We start from the raw sequence: 15,131 nt of genomic DNA on the forward strand, positions 1-15,131 counted from the left end.
TGTGGCGGGGCCGGTCGTCGCGTGTCCGGGCGCTCCGCGTCCTCAGGGATCCAGGTCGTCGGCCAGGCGCGCCTGGAACAGCCGCTGCGCCTCCAGGGAGATCGGTCCGGCCGCCACCGCGGACCCGTCGAGGCTGACCACGGGCGAGACGTTGCGGATGGAGCCGCTCATCATGAGGTGCGTCGTGCCGTCGCCGACCTGGTCGAGGACGTCGTAGCGGAGCTCCCCCACGGCCCCCTCCCGGACCGGCAGTCCCGCGTCGGCGGCCCACTCGAGCAGCAGCTCACGCGTGATGCCGGCGAGGCAGCCGCTGGACAGCGGGGGCGTCACCAGCTCGCCGCCGCGCTCGACGAAGACGTTCGACGCCGTGCCCTCGCAGAGGTCGCCGACCGTGTTCGCGAGCACCGCCTCGTCGGCGCCCAGGCGGTAGGCCTCGGAGACCGCGACCACGTTCTCCGCGTAGGAGGTGGTCTTCAGGCCGGCGACGGACGACCGCTCGTTGCGGACCCACGGCACGCGCACCACGCGGGAGACCTCCGACCGCGCACCCGGTCCGGCCAGCACGAGGACGGTCTGGCGCTGGTCCTCGGGCGCGAAGCGGTTCGAGCCCAGCGGCCCGGGACCGCCGGTCAGCGTGATGCGCAGGCGACCTGTCTCCGGACCAGCCGCCGCCAGCACGGCCGCGACCCCCTCGCGGACGGCGCCCTCGTCGGGCTCCGCCAAGCCGATGCCCAGCGCGGACCGCTTCAGGCGGCGCACGTGACGGGTCAGCGCGAACGCCGTCCCGTCGTAGACCGCGCACGTCTCGAAGACCCCGTCGCCGACGGTCAGCCCGTGGTCGACGCCGGACAGCAGGAGGTCCTCCGGGCCGTAGAGACGACCGTTCGACCAGATCACGACACCCATCGGATCAGTCTGTCATCGGCCCGGCACCGTCGCCGGAGGCGAGGCCGACGAGTCGCGAGGCCTTCAGCTCGGTCTCCGCCCACTCCGCGTCCGGGTCGCTCCCCCACGTGATCCCCGCGCCGGTGCCGAAGCGCAGGACGTCGTCGGCCCACCAGAACGTCCGGATGCCGACCGCCAGCTCGGCCCGCACCGCGCCGTCGGCGCCGACCTCGATCCACCCCACGGCGCCGCAGTAGGGGCCCCGCGGGACGGTCTCGAGAGCGGCGATGATGTCGAGCGCCGACGACTTGGGCGCTCCCGACACCGAGCCCGGCGGGTACGTCGCGTCGAGCAGCCGCGCCCAGAGGTCCTCGGCCCGGGCCACGTCGTCGTCGAGCACGCCCTGCACCGTGCTCACCAGGTGGACCAGGCCGGGGTGACGTTCCTCACCCAGGAGCGTCGTGACCTCGACCGTGCCCGGCGCGCAGACCCGCTGGAGGTCGTTGCGCACGAGGTCGGTGATCATCACGTTCTCGGCGCGGTCCTTGTCGGTCAGCAGGTCCGCCGTCACGGCGGTCCCCTTGATGGGTCCGGACGACACGACGCCGCCCTCGACGCGCAGGAACAGCTCCGGCGACGCCGTCACCACCCACACCTGTCCGGGCACGTGCACGCCGCCCGAGAACGGCGCGGGGTTGCCGGCGTCGAGCACCGCGCCGAGCGCGCGGGCGTCGGGCTCCGCGTGCGGCGGCGCAGGCAGCGGCGCGCTCAGCACCCGGCAGAGATTCGCCTGGTAGACGTCCCCTTCTTGGATGTGCGCGCGCACCGCGCGGACGGCCTCGACGTACTCGGCGCGGTTCAGTGAGGTCGACCAGGCCGCCGCGTCCGGGCCGGACCACGGGCCCTCGTCGTCCTGCGTGGCGCGACGCGTCTGCGCGAACCGCCACGCCCGGACGGAGCCCTCGAAGTCGCCGACGACGGCCCACCAGCCCGGCTCCGTGAGCCGCTCGGGCTGCGCGCGCACGTCCACGACCTCGACCACGCCGCTCGCCTCGACGCCCGCGAACCACGCGACGCCGGGGGGACGGACGATCGGCTCGGGCACCTGCACACGCTACCGACCAGGGGCCGAGCAGCCCGCGATCCGCACGATCACCCGCCTGCCCGGAGCCAGTTGGACTCTCGCGGAGATCGTCAGTTAGAGTTCGGGACGCACACGGAACACCGGTGAAAACCGGGAGGACGTGCTGTGCGGACGTGGCTCAGTGGTAGAGCATCACCTTGCCAAGGTGAGGGTCGCGGGTTCGAATCCCGTCGTCCGCTCGGAGGCAGACACTCCTGATCGGCTGACCGCAGCCGCTGAGGACTGCGGTCTCAGGGTGGAGTGGCCGAGAGGCGAGGCAGCGGCCTGCAAAGCCGTATACGTGGGTTCGAATCCCATCTCCACCTCGTATCACCTGATGAAGTATCCGGATTGATCCCCGGGCGATTGGCGCAGCGGTAGCGCGCTTCCCTGACACGGAAGAGGTCACTGGTTCGATCCCAGTATCGCCCACCAGCATCACTGCAGGGCAGAGGGCCGTTTCTGAATCATCGGAAACGGCCCTCGGTCGCGCGTACGCCAACTGCTTACGCCAACCAGGTCTCCAGTTGGCGTACGGAGGGACCCGATAGACACTGGCGGACACAGCGGGACGCCGCTGGTCATTGGCCCGTTCCCTGGCTCGATCTCCACGATCGGACCTTGCGCCGGAGGCGTCAGAGCCCGCGAGGTGCTCCTCACACCGCTCGGGTCACATCCGGCACGCCATCGTGAGCCGGCGGGTCATTCCTTCGTGGCACCCGCTGTCAGCCCGGTCACGAGGAAGCGCTGTGAGAACAAGAAGACCACCAGAACCGGACCCACGGAGATGAGCGTCGCGAGCGCCAACTGGGGAAGGCTGATCGTCAACGAGGCGACATTGGTCGGGTTGAAGACGGGCGTGTTCGAGATCAGCTCCGTCAAGCCCACCTGTATGGGCATCTTTCGCGACCCGGGCTGCGTGACGAACGGGAGGAAATAGTTGTTCCAGTTGCCGACAAAGTTGAAGAAGCCGACGAGCGCGATCACGGGGGCCGCCAGGGGCACGGCGATCTTTGTGAAGACCCGGAACTCGCCCGCGCCATCGATGCGGGCGGCATCGAGCAGATCGCGCGACATCGTCGTGGAAAAATAGATGTAAGCCAAATAGACCCCGAACGGGAAGAAGGCGAAGGGGAGGATCACGGCGAGCGGCGTACCAACCAGATGAACCCTGGTGAGTTCGAGGAAGATCGGCAACGCAAGTGCCGTGTTCGGGATGAGCATCACCATGAGAGTCGTGATGAGCACGAGCCGACGAAGCTTGAAGGTGGTCATCGCGAGGGCATAGCCCGCGGGAATCGTCACGATGATCGTGACCACCAGGGCGACCCCGGTGTACAGCACCGAATTGCCGAGCCAGGTCCAGATGATGCCGTGCTGGAAGCTGACCAGATTGTTCCAGTTCTCAGCGAGTTGATCGAAAGACCCGAAACTGAACGGCAGCTCGCCGTTGGCACCATTGAGCTGGGCCTGGGACTTCGTCGGCGCAAGCAACAGCCACGCTAGGGGCAGCACGAAGAACACGGTGAAGAACACAAGAACGGCAATGACGAGAACACGCCGGAGCCACCGCGCGGGAGTCTGCGCCGAGGGAACGACCCGGAGATCAGTCGCGGTCAAAGAGTCCTCCTCTGAAGACGAAGATGGCCGCAAGGCCCGCCGCGACGACCAGGAGGAGGATCGAAATCGCCGCCGACCCGTTGTAGTCCGACTGGGTACCGAAAGCGAATTGATAGGCAAGCTGATTGATCGAATAGTCCTTCGGGACAACTCCCCGACTCGCCTGGCTGAGGACCCTGGGCTCGACGAACAACTGGCTTCCGGCCGCGATCGAGACGATGACCATGTAGACGATCCACTTCCGCATGAGCGGGATCTGGATATACCACGCCGTCTTCAGGGGCCCGGCACCGTCGATGCGGGCGGCCTCCATCACATCGGTTGAGATCGTGTTGAGCGCGCCGTACATGATGATGATCCATCCACCGGCACCGACCCAGAATGCGATGATCGTGAAGATCACCGGAAGGTTGGACTGGGCGACCGTTGTGATGAAGCTATCGAATCCGAATTGCTGCAGCAAAACAGCAATAGGGCTCACGCTCGGGTCGAGCAGGAAGAGCCAGAGCAGGACGCTCGCTGACCCTGCCAACGCTCCGGGGATGTAGAACAGGAATCGGGTCGACGAGGACACCCACCTGACGCGCGCGGCGTGGACGATGAGCGCCAGCACGACGACGAGCACAAGGAGGCTCACCAGCCAGATGGCGACGAAGAGCGCAACGTGCTGCACGGCCGGGAAGAATCGGAAATCGCCGAACACTTTGACAAAATTGTCGAATGCGACGAACTGTCCGCGCTTGGTGAAAGCGAGGTACAGCGCGTACAGCATCGGCACGATACCGAAGGCCAGAAGCAGCAGCACGTAGCCACTCGAGAATGCGTAGCCAATGTAGGCCTGGGAGCCGGTTCGGCTCGGCGGGCGCCGGGCGGTCCCCCGCCGCCGCCCCTGTGGAGGGGAGGCAGCGAGAGGCGCTATATCGGTGCTAGAGATGGTTCTTGTCATTCTTTACTTGACCGTGTAGCCGTTGACCTTGGCGTCGTTCTCGTATCGCGTCTTCCACTCGTCTGCGACCGAGTCGATGGTGTTGCCGGCGGCCAGAGCCGGAGCCACGATCTCAGCCCAAGCGGGCTCAGAGCTGAAGGAGAGCGTCGCACCCCATCCGGCCCAGATGTGGCTAGCTGCGCCAGTGACGACGTCCTTGAACGTGTCCGAGTCGGCCCAGTAACCGCTGTCGACCTGTCCGTCCAACCACTCGCTCGCCGTTGACTCGTACGCCGGCAGGCCGGTGATCAACTTGACAGACTGAGGACCGCTCGTCGCGTACTGCAGGAACTTGCCCACTGCTTCGAGGTTTGCCGAGTGGCTCGAGCCGTACCAGAAGCCACCACCCACGTTGCCGGTATTGACGTCTTCGCCAGCCCAGTGCAACGGAGCGCCAGCAGCCCACGTGCCCGGCTCTGCGGCGAGGCTGTCAGGGTTCTGGATGACCGCTCCGATGAACCAGGTCGGTCCGGGGATGCCGAGCGTCGTGTCCTTGTGGTTCGCCGCCCAGTCGGGTGTGAACAGTCCATCGAGCGTCAGAGTGCCGTTCGCGAACATGTGGTCCAGGAGGGCGATCATGCGGGTCGTGTGGTCATCCGAGAAGTCGGCCGTGAAGTTGTTGTCACTGTCGACCGTGTAGATCGGCGCCTGAGCCGCCCACATGTCCGTCAGCACCGCGGTGAACGGGTCACCGATCGAGCCGAGGACGTATCCAGGGTGGTCGGCTGCAAGCTTGTCGCTGAGCGCCTGGTAGTCCTCCCAGGTCTCGGGGACGTCGTAGCCGAACTCGTCGAACAGGGCCTTGTTGTACCAGAACACCACGGGCGCGAGGTTGTCGCGGGCACCGTAGATGTGGCCGTCGACCGTCACCGGGTCCAGCGCGTGCGCGGTGTAGCCGTCGAGCCAGCCGTCCTCGGTGACGCCCGTGTCGAGCGCCGCGGCGAAAGCCTGAACGCCGTTCTGCTCCTTCGCGGCCCAGCTGGCGTCGTTCACCTGCCCCGACCACACGACGTCGGGCCAGCCTTCACCGGCTGCGTCGGCGAGCGCGACCTTGGTCTGGAACGAGTTGGTACCGCCGGAGTTGCCGTCGTACGTCTCGATCTTCACCTTGATGTCGGGGTTGTCCTTCTGGAATGCCTCGGCGATAGCCGAGCGGTCAGCGTCCACCCAGATGGTGATCGGACTGTCCTTGACCTGCTCGGGGGCGGGGAATCCGAAACTGGAGTCGGTACCACCACCTCCGCTGGAGCAACCGGCCGCCATCAGCGCGAGGCTCGCGGCTGCTGCGGTCAGCACCAACAGACGGGGGAATCGGGTGAGGCGGCGTTGCTGTGCTGACATTGTCGCGTCCTCTTCTGGTCGACGTCGTTGACGACTTCACCACCCACTTTGGCGGTGCTTTTGCCATTCGATCATACATGTGACGTATGCGCAATGAGTGCCCCTGGTTGGCGGGCCTCTCCCGTGGCGGACCTGCCACGGGCCGCGACCAGCCTGGCGCTGACCGACCTGACGCTCACCCCAACGTGATGGTGATCGGGGCGCTCTGCCCCGATCAACGCAGTGCCCGCGCGTGGCCGGCGCCGCCTCGTCAGCCGACTCCGGCCGCGACGCCGGAAGGATCTGGTCGTGCTCAGAGGGGGTCCGCTCGTGGAACGCGGCCGGGCACGTCGAGGGAGTACCGGCTCGCTCGCCGCGGATCCGACCTGATGCGGTAGGCGGCTCTGGCCAGTCACGTCTGGAGCCGGCACCACGTTGGAGGTCGCTAGCTCATCGTCCGAGCCAGCCACCGTCGACCGGGATGGTGATCCCGTCGACGTAGTCCGAGGCGGACGACGCGAGAAAGACGACCGCCCCGCACAGGTCGGTGGCTCTGCCCCACCGGCCGGCGGGGATCCGCTCGAGGATCGCCCGGGAGCGCTCGGGGTCGTCCTGCAGGGCCCGGGTGTTGTCGGTCGCGATGTAGCCGGGTGCGATCGCGTTGACGTTGACCCCATGCGATGCCCACTCGTTCGCGAGGGCCTTGGTGAGCCCGGCGACGGCGGACTTCGATGCGGTGTACCCGGGGACGTTGATCCCGCCCTGGTAGCTCAGCAGGCTCGCGGTGAAGACGATCTTCCCTGAGCCGCGCTCCAGCATCGGCCGCGCGACGAGCTGAGTCAGCACGAAGTGGCTCGTGAGGTTGACCTCCAGGACGCGGTCCCACCAGTCGAGGGGGTGCTGCGCGGCCGGCATCCGGGCGATCGTGCCGGCGTTGTTGACGAGGATGTCGGGCGCTCGCTCGGCGAGCTCTCCGCCGAGAGTGGTGACCGCCTCACGATCGCCGAAGTCCACCGCGTAGCTCTGGAACGAGCGCCCGTGCGACTCGACGACCCGCGCCACGGCACTGCCTTCGCGTTCGAGCGTGGCGCTCACGCCGATCACGTCGGCACCCGCGGCGGCGAGCGCCTCGGCGAGGGCGAAGCCGATGCCGCGCTTGGCGCCGGTGACGACGGCGAGCCGCCCGGTCAGGTCGAACGGGTTCACTTCGCACTCTCCGTAGCGGCGACATCGACCAGGATCTTCATGGCGAGTCCCCGCTCGAGGTCGTCGAAAGCGGCTCGCACAGCGGTGAGGGGCACGACCTGTGAGATGAGCAGCTCGCTCGGCACGACACCGTCGGCCAGCAAGGAGCTCGCCGTCTCGAAGTCGGACCGCTCGTAGACGCGGGCACCCAGGACCCGGAGCTCGCGCCAGAAGATCTGCATGAGATCGACCTCCCTGCGGGCTCCGTGGATCGCGACGACGACGATCGTCCCTCGAACCTTGGCCAGCCCGGTGGCGGCAGCGACCGCAGCCGCAGCGCCGGAGACCTCGAAGACCACATCGGCACCTGCACCGTCGGTCCATGCGGCGACCCAGGCGGCCTGATCGGTCGAGCCGGGGTCGACGGCCACGTGACCGAGCTGTTCGATCTGCGCGCGACGGTGGGGATCGGGCTCGACGATCGCGACGATCGCGCCGGCGTGCCGCGCGACGGTCGCGATCAGTACCCCGATCGGCCCGCCCCCGAGCACGACCACATGGTCGCCGGGCGCAACCTCACCGCGGCGGACGTCGTGGACGGCGACGGCAGTGGGCTCGACCAGCGCCGCGACGTCCAAGGCCAGGCCCGCGGGGAGTGCGACGAGAGTGTGGGCCGGCACGTTCCACAGCGTCTGCAGCGCACCCGGGGAGTCGATCCCGATGAACTCCAGGTTCTGGCAGATGTGCTGATGACCGGCCAGGCACGCCGGGCAGGTCCCGTCCCAGGCAAGCGGCATGACCGTCACGGCATCACCCGCCGACCAGCCGGCGACGCCCTCGCCCACCCTCTCGATCGTCCCGCTCATCTCGTGACCGAAGATCAGCGGCGTGGTGACGCGGGCGTCCATGGCCCCGTGGACGACGTGCAGGTCCGTACCGCACAAACCGACGAAGGCCACGCGGACCTGCACGTGACCGCTGGGCGGGGGCACAGGCTCGGACGCGAGGACCTCGACCGTCCCGTTCCCTGTATATGCAGCACTGCGCACAGCGCATCTCCTTCGGTGTCGGCCGGCGACCCTCGTTGGTCACGATCCGGTTTCGGACTGTACCGGAGGATTGAGTACACGTCACATGTATGATCTACTCTGGCGTCGCTCGGCTCACCACGAAGGAGTGAACATGCAGCGATGTGCCTTCGTCGTCGACGTGGTCCCCGAGAAGCGCGACAGGTACGTCCGGCTGCACACCGACGTCTGGCCGGGCGTCGAGGCCCTGCTCTCGGCGCACCACGTGACCAACTACTCGATCCTTCTGATCGAGGACACGCTGTTCGGGTACTACGAGTACATCGGTGACGACCACGACGCGGACCTGGCGGTCCTGGACGCCGATCCCGTCACCCGGGAGTGGCTCGCGCTCACCGGCCCCTGCCAGACACCGTTCGGACATCTCGCCGCACCGACGGACGGATGGCGCCGGCTCGAGGAGCTCTGGCACCTTCCGTGAGGCACCTTCTCGATTCCCACCTGCACATGTGGGAGCGGGCCAAGCACCCGCAACCCTGGCTCGACGCACAGCCGATGTCGGCGATCGATCGTGACTTTCCACCAGACGCGGCCGTCGCGGAGCTGGCACTCCACGGTGTCGACGGCTGCGTGGTGGTGCAGGCCGTCAACGACCTCTCGGAGACGGTCGACCTCCTCGCGGTGGCTCACGCCACGCCGGAGATCCGCGGTGTGGTGGGTTGGCTGGATCTCACGGGGGACGTACCGGAGCAGCTCCGGACGCTTCGCCGGTTGCCGGGCGGCGACCGGCTGGTCGGCGTTCGGCACGTCACCTTTGTCGAAGAGGACCCACACTGGCTCGCCCGGGACGACGTCCGGCGGGGGCTGTCGGATCTCGGCGACGCCGGCTTGGTGTTCGACGTGCTGATCGCCCATCACCAGCTCCCCCTGGCCGCCGACGTCGCCCGCAGCCTCCCTGGAACGTCCTTCGTCCTCGACCACGGGGGCAAGGTCCCGATGCGCAGTACCGAGCTGGCGACGTGGGCCCGGGACCTCGCCGAGCTCGCGGGCTGCCCGAACGTGGCCACGAAGGTCTCCGGACTAGTCACCGAGGACGACTGGCACGGCTGGTCGACCCCGCGGTTGCGCCCGGTGTTCGAGCATGTGCTCGCGACGTTCGGGTCGCAGCGGCTGCTTTTCGGCTCCGACTGGCCGGTCGTCGAGCTCGCCGGCGGGTACGGCCGTTGGCTCAGGGCCTACCTCGAGCTCACGGACGACCTGTCGCAGACCGAGCGCGACGCGATCGACGGTGTCAACGCGACCCGCGTCTACGGGCTGTGATGACGGCCCATCCCGCCCGCCCGCTCGGCGGCACCGGTCTTCACATCTCCGAGATCGGCTTCGGCGCGTCGCCGCTGGGCAACCTGCACCGTCCGATGACCGACGACGACGCCTCCCGCGCAGTCGAGCGTGCGTGGGAACGGGGGGTGCGGTACTTCGACACCGCGCGGGCAGTGCTCGCGTCGACCGGGTAGGTGGCGGAAAGCTGCCTAGGTGTGCTCGAGGATGTCCAACCCCTCACGCTGCTTGACGGTCATCGGGCCGGTCGGCGGAAACCAGGCCAGGTCCAGCCCACGCGGCGCCGAGAATCGGCCGGGTCATCGACCTGGGCGGCGTCCAGCGCGGTTCCGGCGCCGATGAGGAGGCCGCCGTGCCGGGACATGGTCCGCGGGAGGGCGAGCGTGGTCGGCGTGCGACGTGTCAACTCGGCGACGGGAAGGCCGCCCGTCACGAGCGCCTCGGCCAGAGGGGTCGCACACCGTAAGTCGTCCGCGACGACGACGGGACGAGCCAGTGGCCGTGAGAGAGCCAACGACGCCTATCGACCGCTCTGACGACGGTCGTCCGATCGCGACTCTGGCACGAGTCGCAGGCCGGCGCGGTCGGGGCGGACGTGCGGCCCGTCCGTCTGGGCCCACCCGTCCAGCGGCACGGCCCGGGCGATCCGCGTCTCATCGATCGTCGTGCCGTGACCGGGCTTGTCCCCGAGCACGATGCCACCATCGGCGATCTCATAGTCCACCGTCATGCCGAGCGGGGCTCCAAGGTCCTGCAACTCTGCCGAGAGGTGGTTCGGAACGGCCGCGGCGGCATGGAAGACGGGGTTCGCCGTCGACCCGACAGGACTGATGGGCAGGTCGCGGCTGTGCGCGACTGCCGCGACACGCAGGAAGTGGGTGATCCCCCACATGCTGCCGACCTGGACGATGTCGACGGCCCCAGCGTCCAGAAGCGGCTTGAACTGCTCCAGACCGGTGAGGTTCTCGCCGGTGGCGACCCCCGCGCGAACAGCGCGACTGACCATTGCCATGCCGTCGGCGTCCCACCGCCGCAACGGCTCCTCGACCCAGGACAGGTCGACCTTCTCCTCGACGGCGTGGATGTATCGGATCGCCTGCTTGCGGTTCCAGGACTCGTTGGCATCCAGCATGATGCCCGGTCGGGGCGTGTTGGCCGAGAAGATGTCACGCACGCGCGCCAACCGGACGAGGTCGCTGTCCAGGTTCAGGCCGCCCTTCACCTTGACGCTCGTGAACCCGCGCGCCACCCACTCGCCGTACAGGTCGTTGAGCTCGTCGTCGGGGATCGCGATCTCCAGCGCCGAGGCATACGCGGGCACGAACCGGTCGCGCGCCCCAAGGGTGCGCCACAGGGGCTCGTCGGCGATCTTCGCCTTCAAGTCCCAGAGCGCCATGTCCAGTGCGCCGATGCCGCCGAACGTCGCCCCGACGTGTCCGCCCTTGAAGACACGGGCCAGCATGCGGTCGTACAGCGCGACCACCGCGCGCGGGTCCTCGCCCTCGATCGCAGGAAAGACGCGGTCGATGTCCACGTGCGACCCGACGCCGATCCCCTCGACGCCCTCGTCCGTCTCGAGGACGACGATCGGCACCTCGGTGATGCCGTCCCGGACGAAGCCGTTGACATCGCCGACGGGGCGCCCCCAGTCCTGGAGTGTCGTCACGGTCCGGTACGCGGTGATTCTCATTCGCTCACATGTCCTCTTCGGCGCGCGGTCGGCCGCAGTGCCGCCACGAAAAGAACATACATCACACGTCTGCACAGTGCGCACATCCGCATATACTCCCGCCATGACCGTTCCTGACCCGGCCGCAGAGGGCCCGCGCATCCCGTCCATCCAGGATCGGATGCCTGCGCAACGCCTGGGCGTGGCGGTCGTGGAGGCGCTGGTCAACGTGATCGTCACGGGGCAGCTCGCGCCCGGCGACACGCTGCCGCCGGAGGTCCCGCTCGCCAAGCAGTTCGGGGTCAGCCGGACGGTGCTGCGCGAGTCGGTCAAGCGACTGGAGGAGAAGGGGCTGGTGTCGGTCGGTCAGGGTCGTGGGACCACGGTGCAGCCGACCCGGTCGTGGAACATGATGGACCGCGTCGTCCTGACGGCTCTCATCGCGCACGACGAGACGCTCGGAGTCCTCGACGAGCTCAGCGACGTCCGTGCCCGCCTCGAGGCCGCCATGGCCGCCGACACCGCCCGCGTCCGCTCGTCGGAGGAGCTCGAGACGCTGCGACAGGCCCTGGAGTCCATGCGCGCCTCGCTCGACGACCCCAGCGCCTTCGGTGCGTCCGACGTGCGCTTCCACGACATCGTCATGGAGATCTCCGGCAACCGGCTCGCCGAGAGCATCGCCCGGTCGCTGTTCGAGCGTGCGCGCGACAGCGCGCGGTACCACGGCATGACACCGCCGTCGTTCCACGAGCGGACGCTGCGCGAGCACGAAGCCGTGTTCGCGACGATCGAGGCCCGCACCCCCGAGGACGCTGAGCACGCGATGTACTCGCACATCATCGACGCCTGGCAACGCCGCCGGCTGCCGGACCACTCGGGCACCAAGTCGCGCCGCATGTAGGCGCCCCGGGGATCACGTCGACGGAGATGGATCCGGGATCTCGGGTGGCCAGGGTTTCGACACGGTTCGCCGGGCGACGACGTTGGCGCGGCACCCACGCTCAACGCCCGAGGCGTCCGCGGCCGGAGTCAGGTAGACCGAGGCGGTTCACGTGTAGGCGCGATCTCGGAGGCCCGCCCCGGTGCGTGCGTCGAAGCTCTGCGAATCCCGACGCATGCACAGAGCGCGGAAGCGAGCGCTGACCGCATCCGGGAGCTCGGAATACCCCGAGGCGCGCAGGCCACTCTCGATGAGCGCCGTCGACGGCGCCCAGATCGGGCCGCGCCGGTAGCCATCGTCCTCGTCGTGCCGAGAGTCGACCCGTTCGGTCGCCGAGCCGAACTCTGGCAGGTGACCCTCGAGGCGGGAGGCCAGCGCGTCGCGGACGTCGGCGGGCAACCGCTGGCCGAGAACGATTGGCAGGAGGTTGGGCAGGCTGGATGCGGTGCTCGGTCGTCCCGGCAATGACCCGACCGCGACGAACTCCTTGCCGTTCCACAGATCGCGGGAGCGCCTCCAGGACGGTGTCGTGCGCGGATTGCCACCGATCGGCGTTCCGAGCGGGTCGTGGATCACGGTGAACGCGTTGGTCGGCGGCGGCGGTCAGGGTCGTGAACCACCGCTGGCCGTTCTGCGGATGGTCTGGTCGCTGACGGCGGCGAGGATCGCTCGTTCGTGCGCGGCGGCGAGCGTGAGCGATGTCGTCGTCGACGACCGGTTCACGGAGCGTCACTCCCCGGGCGCCCGCCGGAGCGTCGGGCGCCCGGGGTCGACGCTCAGCCGATCGCCCGGGTGACGAGCTCCGTGATGTGCTTCTCCGCCGTGGGGGTCAGCCGGGCGAGGGCGAACTCCGTCGGCCACATCGAGCCGTCGTCGAGGGCCGCTACGTCGCTGAAGCCGAGCGTCGCGTACCGGTTCTTGAACTTGGCCGCCGGCTTGAAGAACAGCAGGACCTTGCCGTCCTTGGCGTACGCCGGCATGCCGTACCAGGTCTTCGGCTCGAGCTCCGGCGCAGCGTCCGTGACGAGGACGTGCAGCCGCTCGGCCATGGCCCGGTCCGCGTCCTCCATCTCGGCGACCTTCTCGAGCAGGTCGTTCAGCCCGTCGGCCTTCTTGCCCTTCGCGCGCACTTCCTGGGCGCGGTCCTTGATGGCGGCGCGCTCGGCGGAGGTGAAGCCTTCGGTGGTCTCGGTCGTGTTGGTCACGGTGGTTCCTTCCCTGGGGAGCTGTCATCGACCTGACGTTCGCCGTCGACGCGGTGTGACAGGGACGGGCTCACGAACCGATGGAGGTCACGAGGCAACCACCGGTGGACGTCGAGCGATCCGACGAGGGCTGCGGGAGGAGGCTGTCGTCGTCGGCGTCGTCGTGACCTCGACGGTCTACCTCGGTGAGTGCCCGCGCGGGCCGGCGTCGGCCAGCACCAGCGCGGCGGGCGGCGTATGCCTCGGCGTGAGGTTTCGCTCAGGCCAGTCGGAGCAACCCGGGCTGCGTTCGGTCGCCCTTCGATCGCCCACGGAACGATTGTCGCGCTGGACCGCCGTGGCTATCGTCGCGAGATGGGCGATCGGGACATCGTTGTCGACGGATTTCGGATCGAACCGCTCAGTCCCGTGACCTGGGACGCGTTCGCAGCCCTGGCGGAACGGCACAACGGCGTGTGGGGCGGCTGCTGGTGCACGTACTTCCACCTCTACCCCGACCCCGTCGAGGAGCGCCGCGCACTCGGCCACCGCGAGTTCAAGCGGCAGCTCGTCGAGGCCGGTCGCGCGCACGCGGCGTTGGTGTTCGACGGCGACGCCGCGGTGGCGTGGGCCCAGTACGGGACGGTCGACGAGCTGCAGAACATCCACCACCGCAAGGAGTGGGAGCAGGGTGTCCCGCGCAGGCCGGACTTCCGGATCACCTGCCTGTTCGTGGACCGCGACTACCGACGCAAGGGGATGGCTTCCGTCGCGGTCCGTGGTGCGCTCGCACTGATCTCCGCGGCAGGGGGTGGCCTGGTGGAGTCGTACCCGCACGACGTGCCGCCCGGCAAGAAGACCTCGGCGTCCTTCCTCTACAACGCGACGCGGACCATGTACGAAGAGCTCGGCTTCAGCTACCAGCGACCCAAGGGCAAGGGCAACTGCGTGATGACCACCCAGGTTCCGGCCGCCGAGCGCGCGTCGTCCTGACCGCCAGCACTGATCGTCGGGTCGAGCCTCGTACGAACGGGGACGGCTAGAACGCCGTGTACCCGCCGTCGGCGACGAGCACGGACCCGGTGATGAACGACGACGCGTCGCTCGCCAGGAAGACGACGGCCGGCGCCAGCTCCTCGACGCTGCCGTAGCGCTGCATCGGCGCGTCGTCGATCCAGTTCTGGCGGTATCTCGGGTCGTCGACCGGGGACATCTCGGTCTTGATGTAGCCGGGCGCCAGGGCGTTGACCCGGACGCCGAACGGCGCCCACTCCGCGGCGAGGCTGCGCGTCAGGTGGTGCACCGCTGCCTTCGACGCGTTGTAGGCGGGCTGCCACTGCGGTCGGTTGACGATCAGGCCGGACATCGAGCCGATGTTGATGATCACGCCCGCGCGCTGGTCGACGAACGTGCGGCCGAAGACCTGCGAGCACGTCCACACGGCGTCGAGGTTCACGGACATGACGTGCCGCCAGTCGTCGGGCGTCACGTCCAGTGCGGGCGCGTGGACGCACGTGCCGGCGTTGTTGACCAGGATGTCGACCCGCCCGAACCGGGCCAGCGTCTCGTCGCGCACCCGCTCGACGTTCGCCCGCTCCGTGATGTCCGCCGCGATGAACAGGCAGTCGACACCGCGTCGCTCGAGGTCGGCGACGACCGTGGCTGCCGCGTCGGCGTCGCGGCCGACGATCGCGATCGAGGCGCCGGCGTCGCCGAGTGCGCCCGCGAACCCCTCGCCCAGCCCGCGCGTCCCTCCGGTGACCACGGCGACGCGCCCCTCGAGGGAGAACTGATCCATGGTGCTCATGGGCTTCTGCTTCCTGTGGTCGGTGTCGTGCCCGCTCGCGCCGACCT

17 protein-coding genes and 3 tRNA genes are annotated in these 15,131 nt (G+C 68.6%); 8 read left to right on the top strand and 12 right to left on the bottom strand.

Annotated elements, in window-relative coordinates; translation table 11 throughout:
• Positions 1-42: 42 nt before the first annotated feature.
• A complete protein-coding gene (locus tag AC1DT4_RS01590) occupies positions 43-906 on the bottom strand; it encodes an aminotransferase class IV (protein ID WP_477088015.1) in 864 nt (287 codons plus the stop codon).
• Positions 907-910: 4 nt separating this feature from the next.
• Positions 911-1,990 carry a chorismate-binding protein gene (locus AC1DT4_RS01595; RefSeq protein ID WP_477088016.1) on the bottom strand — a complete coding sequence of 360 codons (1,080 nt, stop codon included), beginning with the start codon at positions 1,988-1,990 and terminating at the stop codon, positions 911-913.
• Positions 1,991-2,136: 146 nt separating this feature from the next.
• Between AC1DT4_RS01595 and AC1DT4_RS01600 the strand changes: the two genes are divergently transcribed.
• From AC1DT4_RS01600 to AC1DT4_RS01610, 3 genes are all read left to right on the top strand, one after another.
• Positions 2,137-2,208: transfer RNA gene (locus AC1DT4_RS01600), tRNA-Gly, on the top strand.
• Positions 2,209-2,263: 55 nt separating this feature from the next.
• Positions 2,264-2,334, top strand: a tRNA-Cys gene (locus AC1DT4_RS01605).
• Between the two features lie 34 nt (positions 2,335-2,368).
• Positions 2,369-2,443 (top strand) — tRNA-Val (locus AC1DT4_RS01610).
• A 267-nt stretch (positions 2,444-2,710) separates the two neighbouring features.
• On the opposite strand, the gene AC1DT4_RS01615 is transcribed toward AC1DT4_RS01610, so the two are convergent.
• The 5 genes from AC1DT4_RS01615 to AC1DT4_RS01635 all read right to left on the bottom strand — a co-directional run bounded on the left by AC1DT4_RS01615 (position 2,711) and on the right by AC1DT4_RS01635 (position 8,167).
• A complete protein-coding gene (locus AC1DT4_RS01615; protein ID WP_477088017.1) occupies positions 2,711-3,628 on the bottom strand; it encodes a carbohydrate ABC transporter permease in 918 nt (305 codons plus the stop codon).
• Positions 3,615-4,433: a carbohydrate ABC transporter permease gene (locus AC1DT4_RS01620; protein WP_477088018.1), complete on the bottom strand. Its 819-nt coding sequence runs from the start codon at positions 4,431-4,433 to the stop codon at positions 3,615-3,617. The genes AC1DT4_RS01615 and AC1DT4_RS01620 overlap by 14 nt, the downstream gene beginning before the upstream one ends.
• Before the next feature lie 144 nt (positions 4,434-4,577).
• A complete protein-coding gene (locus AC1DT4_RS01625) occupies positions 4,578-5,909 on the bottom strand; it encodes an ABC transporter substrate-binding protein (protein WP_477088019.1) in 1,332 nt (443 codons plus the stop codon).
• A 474-nt stretch (positions 5,910-6,383) separates the two neighbouring features.
• Complete coding sequence (locus AC1DT4_RS01630; RefSeq protein WP_477088020.1) at positions 6,384-7,139, bottom strand: SDR family oxidoreductase; 756 nt, start codon at positions 7,137-7,139, stop codon at positions 6,384-6,386.
• Positions 7,136-8,167: a zinc-dependent alcohol dehydrogenase gene (locus AC1DT4_RS01635; RefSeq protein WP_477088021.1), complete on the bottom strand. Its 1,032-nt coding sequence runs from the start codon at positions 8,165-8,167 to the stop codon at positions 7,136-7,138. Before AC1DT4_RS01635 ends, AC1DT4_RS01630 begins: the two co-directional genes overlap by 4 nt.
• A 133-nt stretch (positions 8,168-8,300) precedes the next feature.
• Between AC1DT4_RS01635 and AC1DT4_RS01640 the strand changes: the two genes are divergently transcribed.
• From AC1DT4_RS01640 to AC1DT4_RS01650, 3 genes are read left to right on the top strand one after another with little or no spacing between them, the layout of a single operon-like run.
• Positions 8,301-8,627, top strand: coding sequence for an L-rhamnose mutarotase (locus AC1DT4_RS01640; protein ID WP_477088022.1), 327 nt, complete (start codon positions 8,301-8,303; stop codon positions 8,625-8,627).
• A complete protein-coding gene (locus tag AC1DT4_RS01645; RefSeq protein WP_477088023.1) occupies positions 8,624-9,466 on the top strand; it encodes an amidohydrolase family protein in 843 nt (280 codons plus the stop codon). The genes AC1DT4_RS01640 and AC1DT4_RS01645 overlap by 4 nt, the downstream gene beginning before the upstream one ends.
• Entirely contained in the window at positions 9,466-9,660 is a 195-nt protein-coding gene (locus AC1DT4_RS01650; protein ID WP_477088024.1) for an aldo/keto reductase, read from the top strand. The genes AC1DT4_RS01645 and AC1DT4_RS01650 overlap by 1 nt, the downstream gene beginning before the upstream one ends.
• A 59-nt stretch (positions 9,661-9,719) precedes the next feature.
• On the opposite strand, the gene AC1DT4_RS01655 is transcribed toward AC1DT4_RS01650, so the two are convergent.
• Together AC1DT4_RS01655 and AC1DT4_RS01660 are read right to left on the bottom strand one after the other, a co-directional pair.
• Positions 9,720-9,998, bottom strand: coding sequence for a hypothetical protein (locus AC1DT4_RS01655; RefSeq protein ID WP_477088025.1), 279 nt, complete (start codon positions 9,996-9,998; stop codon positions 9,720-9,722).
• Positions 9,999-10,004: 6 nt separating this feature from the next.
• The gene (locus tag AC1DT4_RS01660; RefSeq protein ID WP_477088026.1) at positions 10,005-11,078 is read right to left on the bottom strand and encodes a mandelate racemase/muconate lactonizing enzyme family protein; all 1,074 of its coding nucleotides are present in this window, start codon (positions 11,076-11,078) and stop codon (positions 10,005-10,007) included.
• 199 nt (positions 11,079-11,277) lie between these two features.
• On the opposite strand from AC1DT4_RS01660, the gene AC1DT4_RS01665 reads away from it, so the two are divergent.
• Positions 11,278-12,054, top strand: coding sequence for a FadR/GntR family transcriptional regulator (locus AC1DT4_RS01665; RefSeq protein WP_477088027.1), 777 nt, complete (start codon positions 11,278-11,280; stop codon positions 12,052-12,054).
• A 147-nt stretch (positions 12,055-12,201) separates the two neighbouring features.
• On the opposite strand, the gene AC1DT4_RS01670 is transcribed toward AC1DT4_RS01665, so the two are convergent.
• On the bottom strand, positions 12,202-12,669 hold the full coding sequence (locus AC1DT4_RS01670; RefSeq protein WP_477088028.1) for an MGH1-like glycoside hydrolase domain-containing protein: 468 nt from the start codon (positions 12,667-12,669) through the stop codon (positions 12,202-12,204).
• Between the two features lie 200 nt (positions 12,670-12,869).
• Positions 12,870-13,298: an iron chaperone gene (locus tag AC1DT4_RS01675; protein ID WP_477088029.1), complete on the bottom strand. Its 429-nt coding sequence runs from the start codon at positions 13,296-13,298 to the stop codon at positions 12,870-12,872.
• Positions 13,299-13,652: 354 nt separating this feature from the next.
• Here AC1DT4_RS01675 and AC1DT4_RS01680 point away from each other — a divergent pair, with 354 nt between their 5' ends.
• Positions 13,653-14,270, top strand: a complete 618-nt coding sequence (locus AC1DT4_RS01680) for a GNAT family N-acetyltransferase (RefSeq protein ID WP_477088030.1) — start codon at positions 13,653-13,655, stop codon at positions 14,268-14,270.
• Between the two features lie 46 nt (positions 14,271-14,316).
• On the opposite strand, the gene AC1DT4_RS01685 is transcribed toward AC1DT4_RS01680, so the two are convergent.
• On the bottom strand, positions 14,317-15,084 hold the full coding sequence (locus tag AC1DT4_RS01685; protein WP_477088031.1) for an SDR family NAD(P)-dependent oxidoreductase: 768 nt from the start codon (positions 15,082-15,084) through the stop codon (positions 14,317-14,319).
• Between the last annotated feature and the right edge of the window lie 47 nt (positions 15,085-15,131).

It is taken from the genome of Cellulomonas sp. P4_D11 (genome assembly GCF_056401915.1).

Coding starts and splice junctions, on each gene's coding strand:
- AC1DT4_RS01590 (WP_477088015.1), bottom strand. CDS start 906: ATGGGTGTCGTGATCTGGTCGAACGGTCGTCTCTACGGCCCGGAGGAC.
- AC1DT4_RS01640 (WP_477088022.1), top strand. CDS start 8,301: ATGCAGCGATGTGCCTTCGTCGTCGACGTGGTCCCCGAGAAGCGCGAC.
- AC1DT4_RS01650 (WP_477088024.1), top strand. CDS start 9,466: ATGACGGCCCATCCCGCCCGCCCGCTCGGCGGCACCGGTCTTCACATC.
- AC1DT4_RS01665 (WP_477088027.1), top strand. CDS start 11,278: ATGACCGTTCCTGACCCGGCCGCAGAGGGCCCGCGCATCCCGTCCATC.
- AC1DT4_RS01680 (WP_477088030.1), top strand. CDS start 13,653: ATGGGCGATCGGGACATCGTTGTCGACGGATTTCGGATCGAACCGCTC.
- AC1DT4_RS01685 (WP_477088031.1), bottom strand. CDS start 15,084: ATGAGCACCATGGATCAGTTCTCCCTCGAGGGGCGCGTCGCCGTGGTC.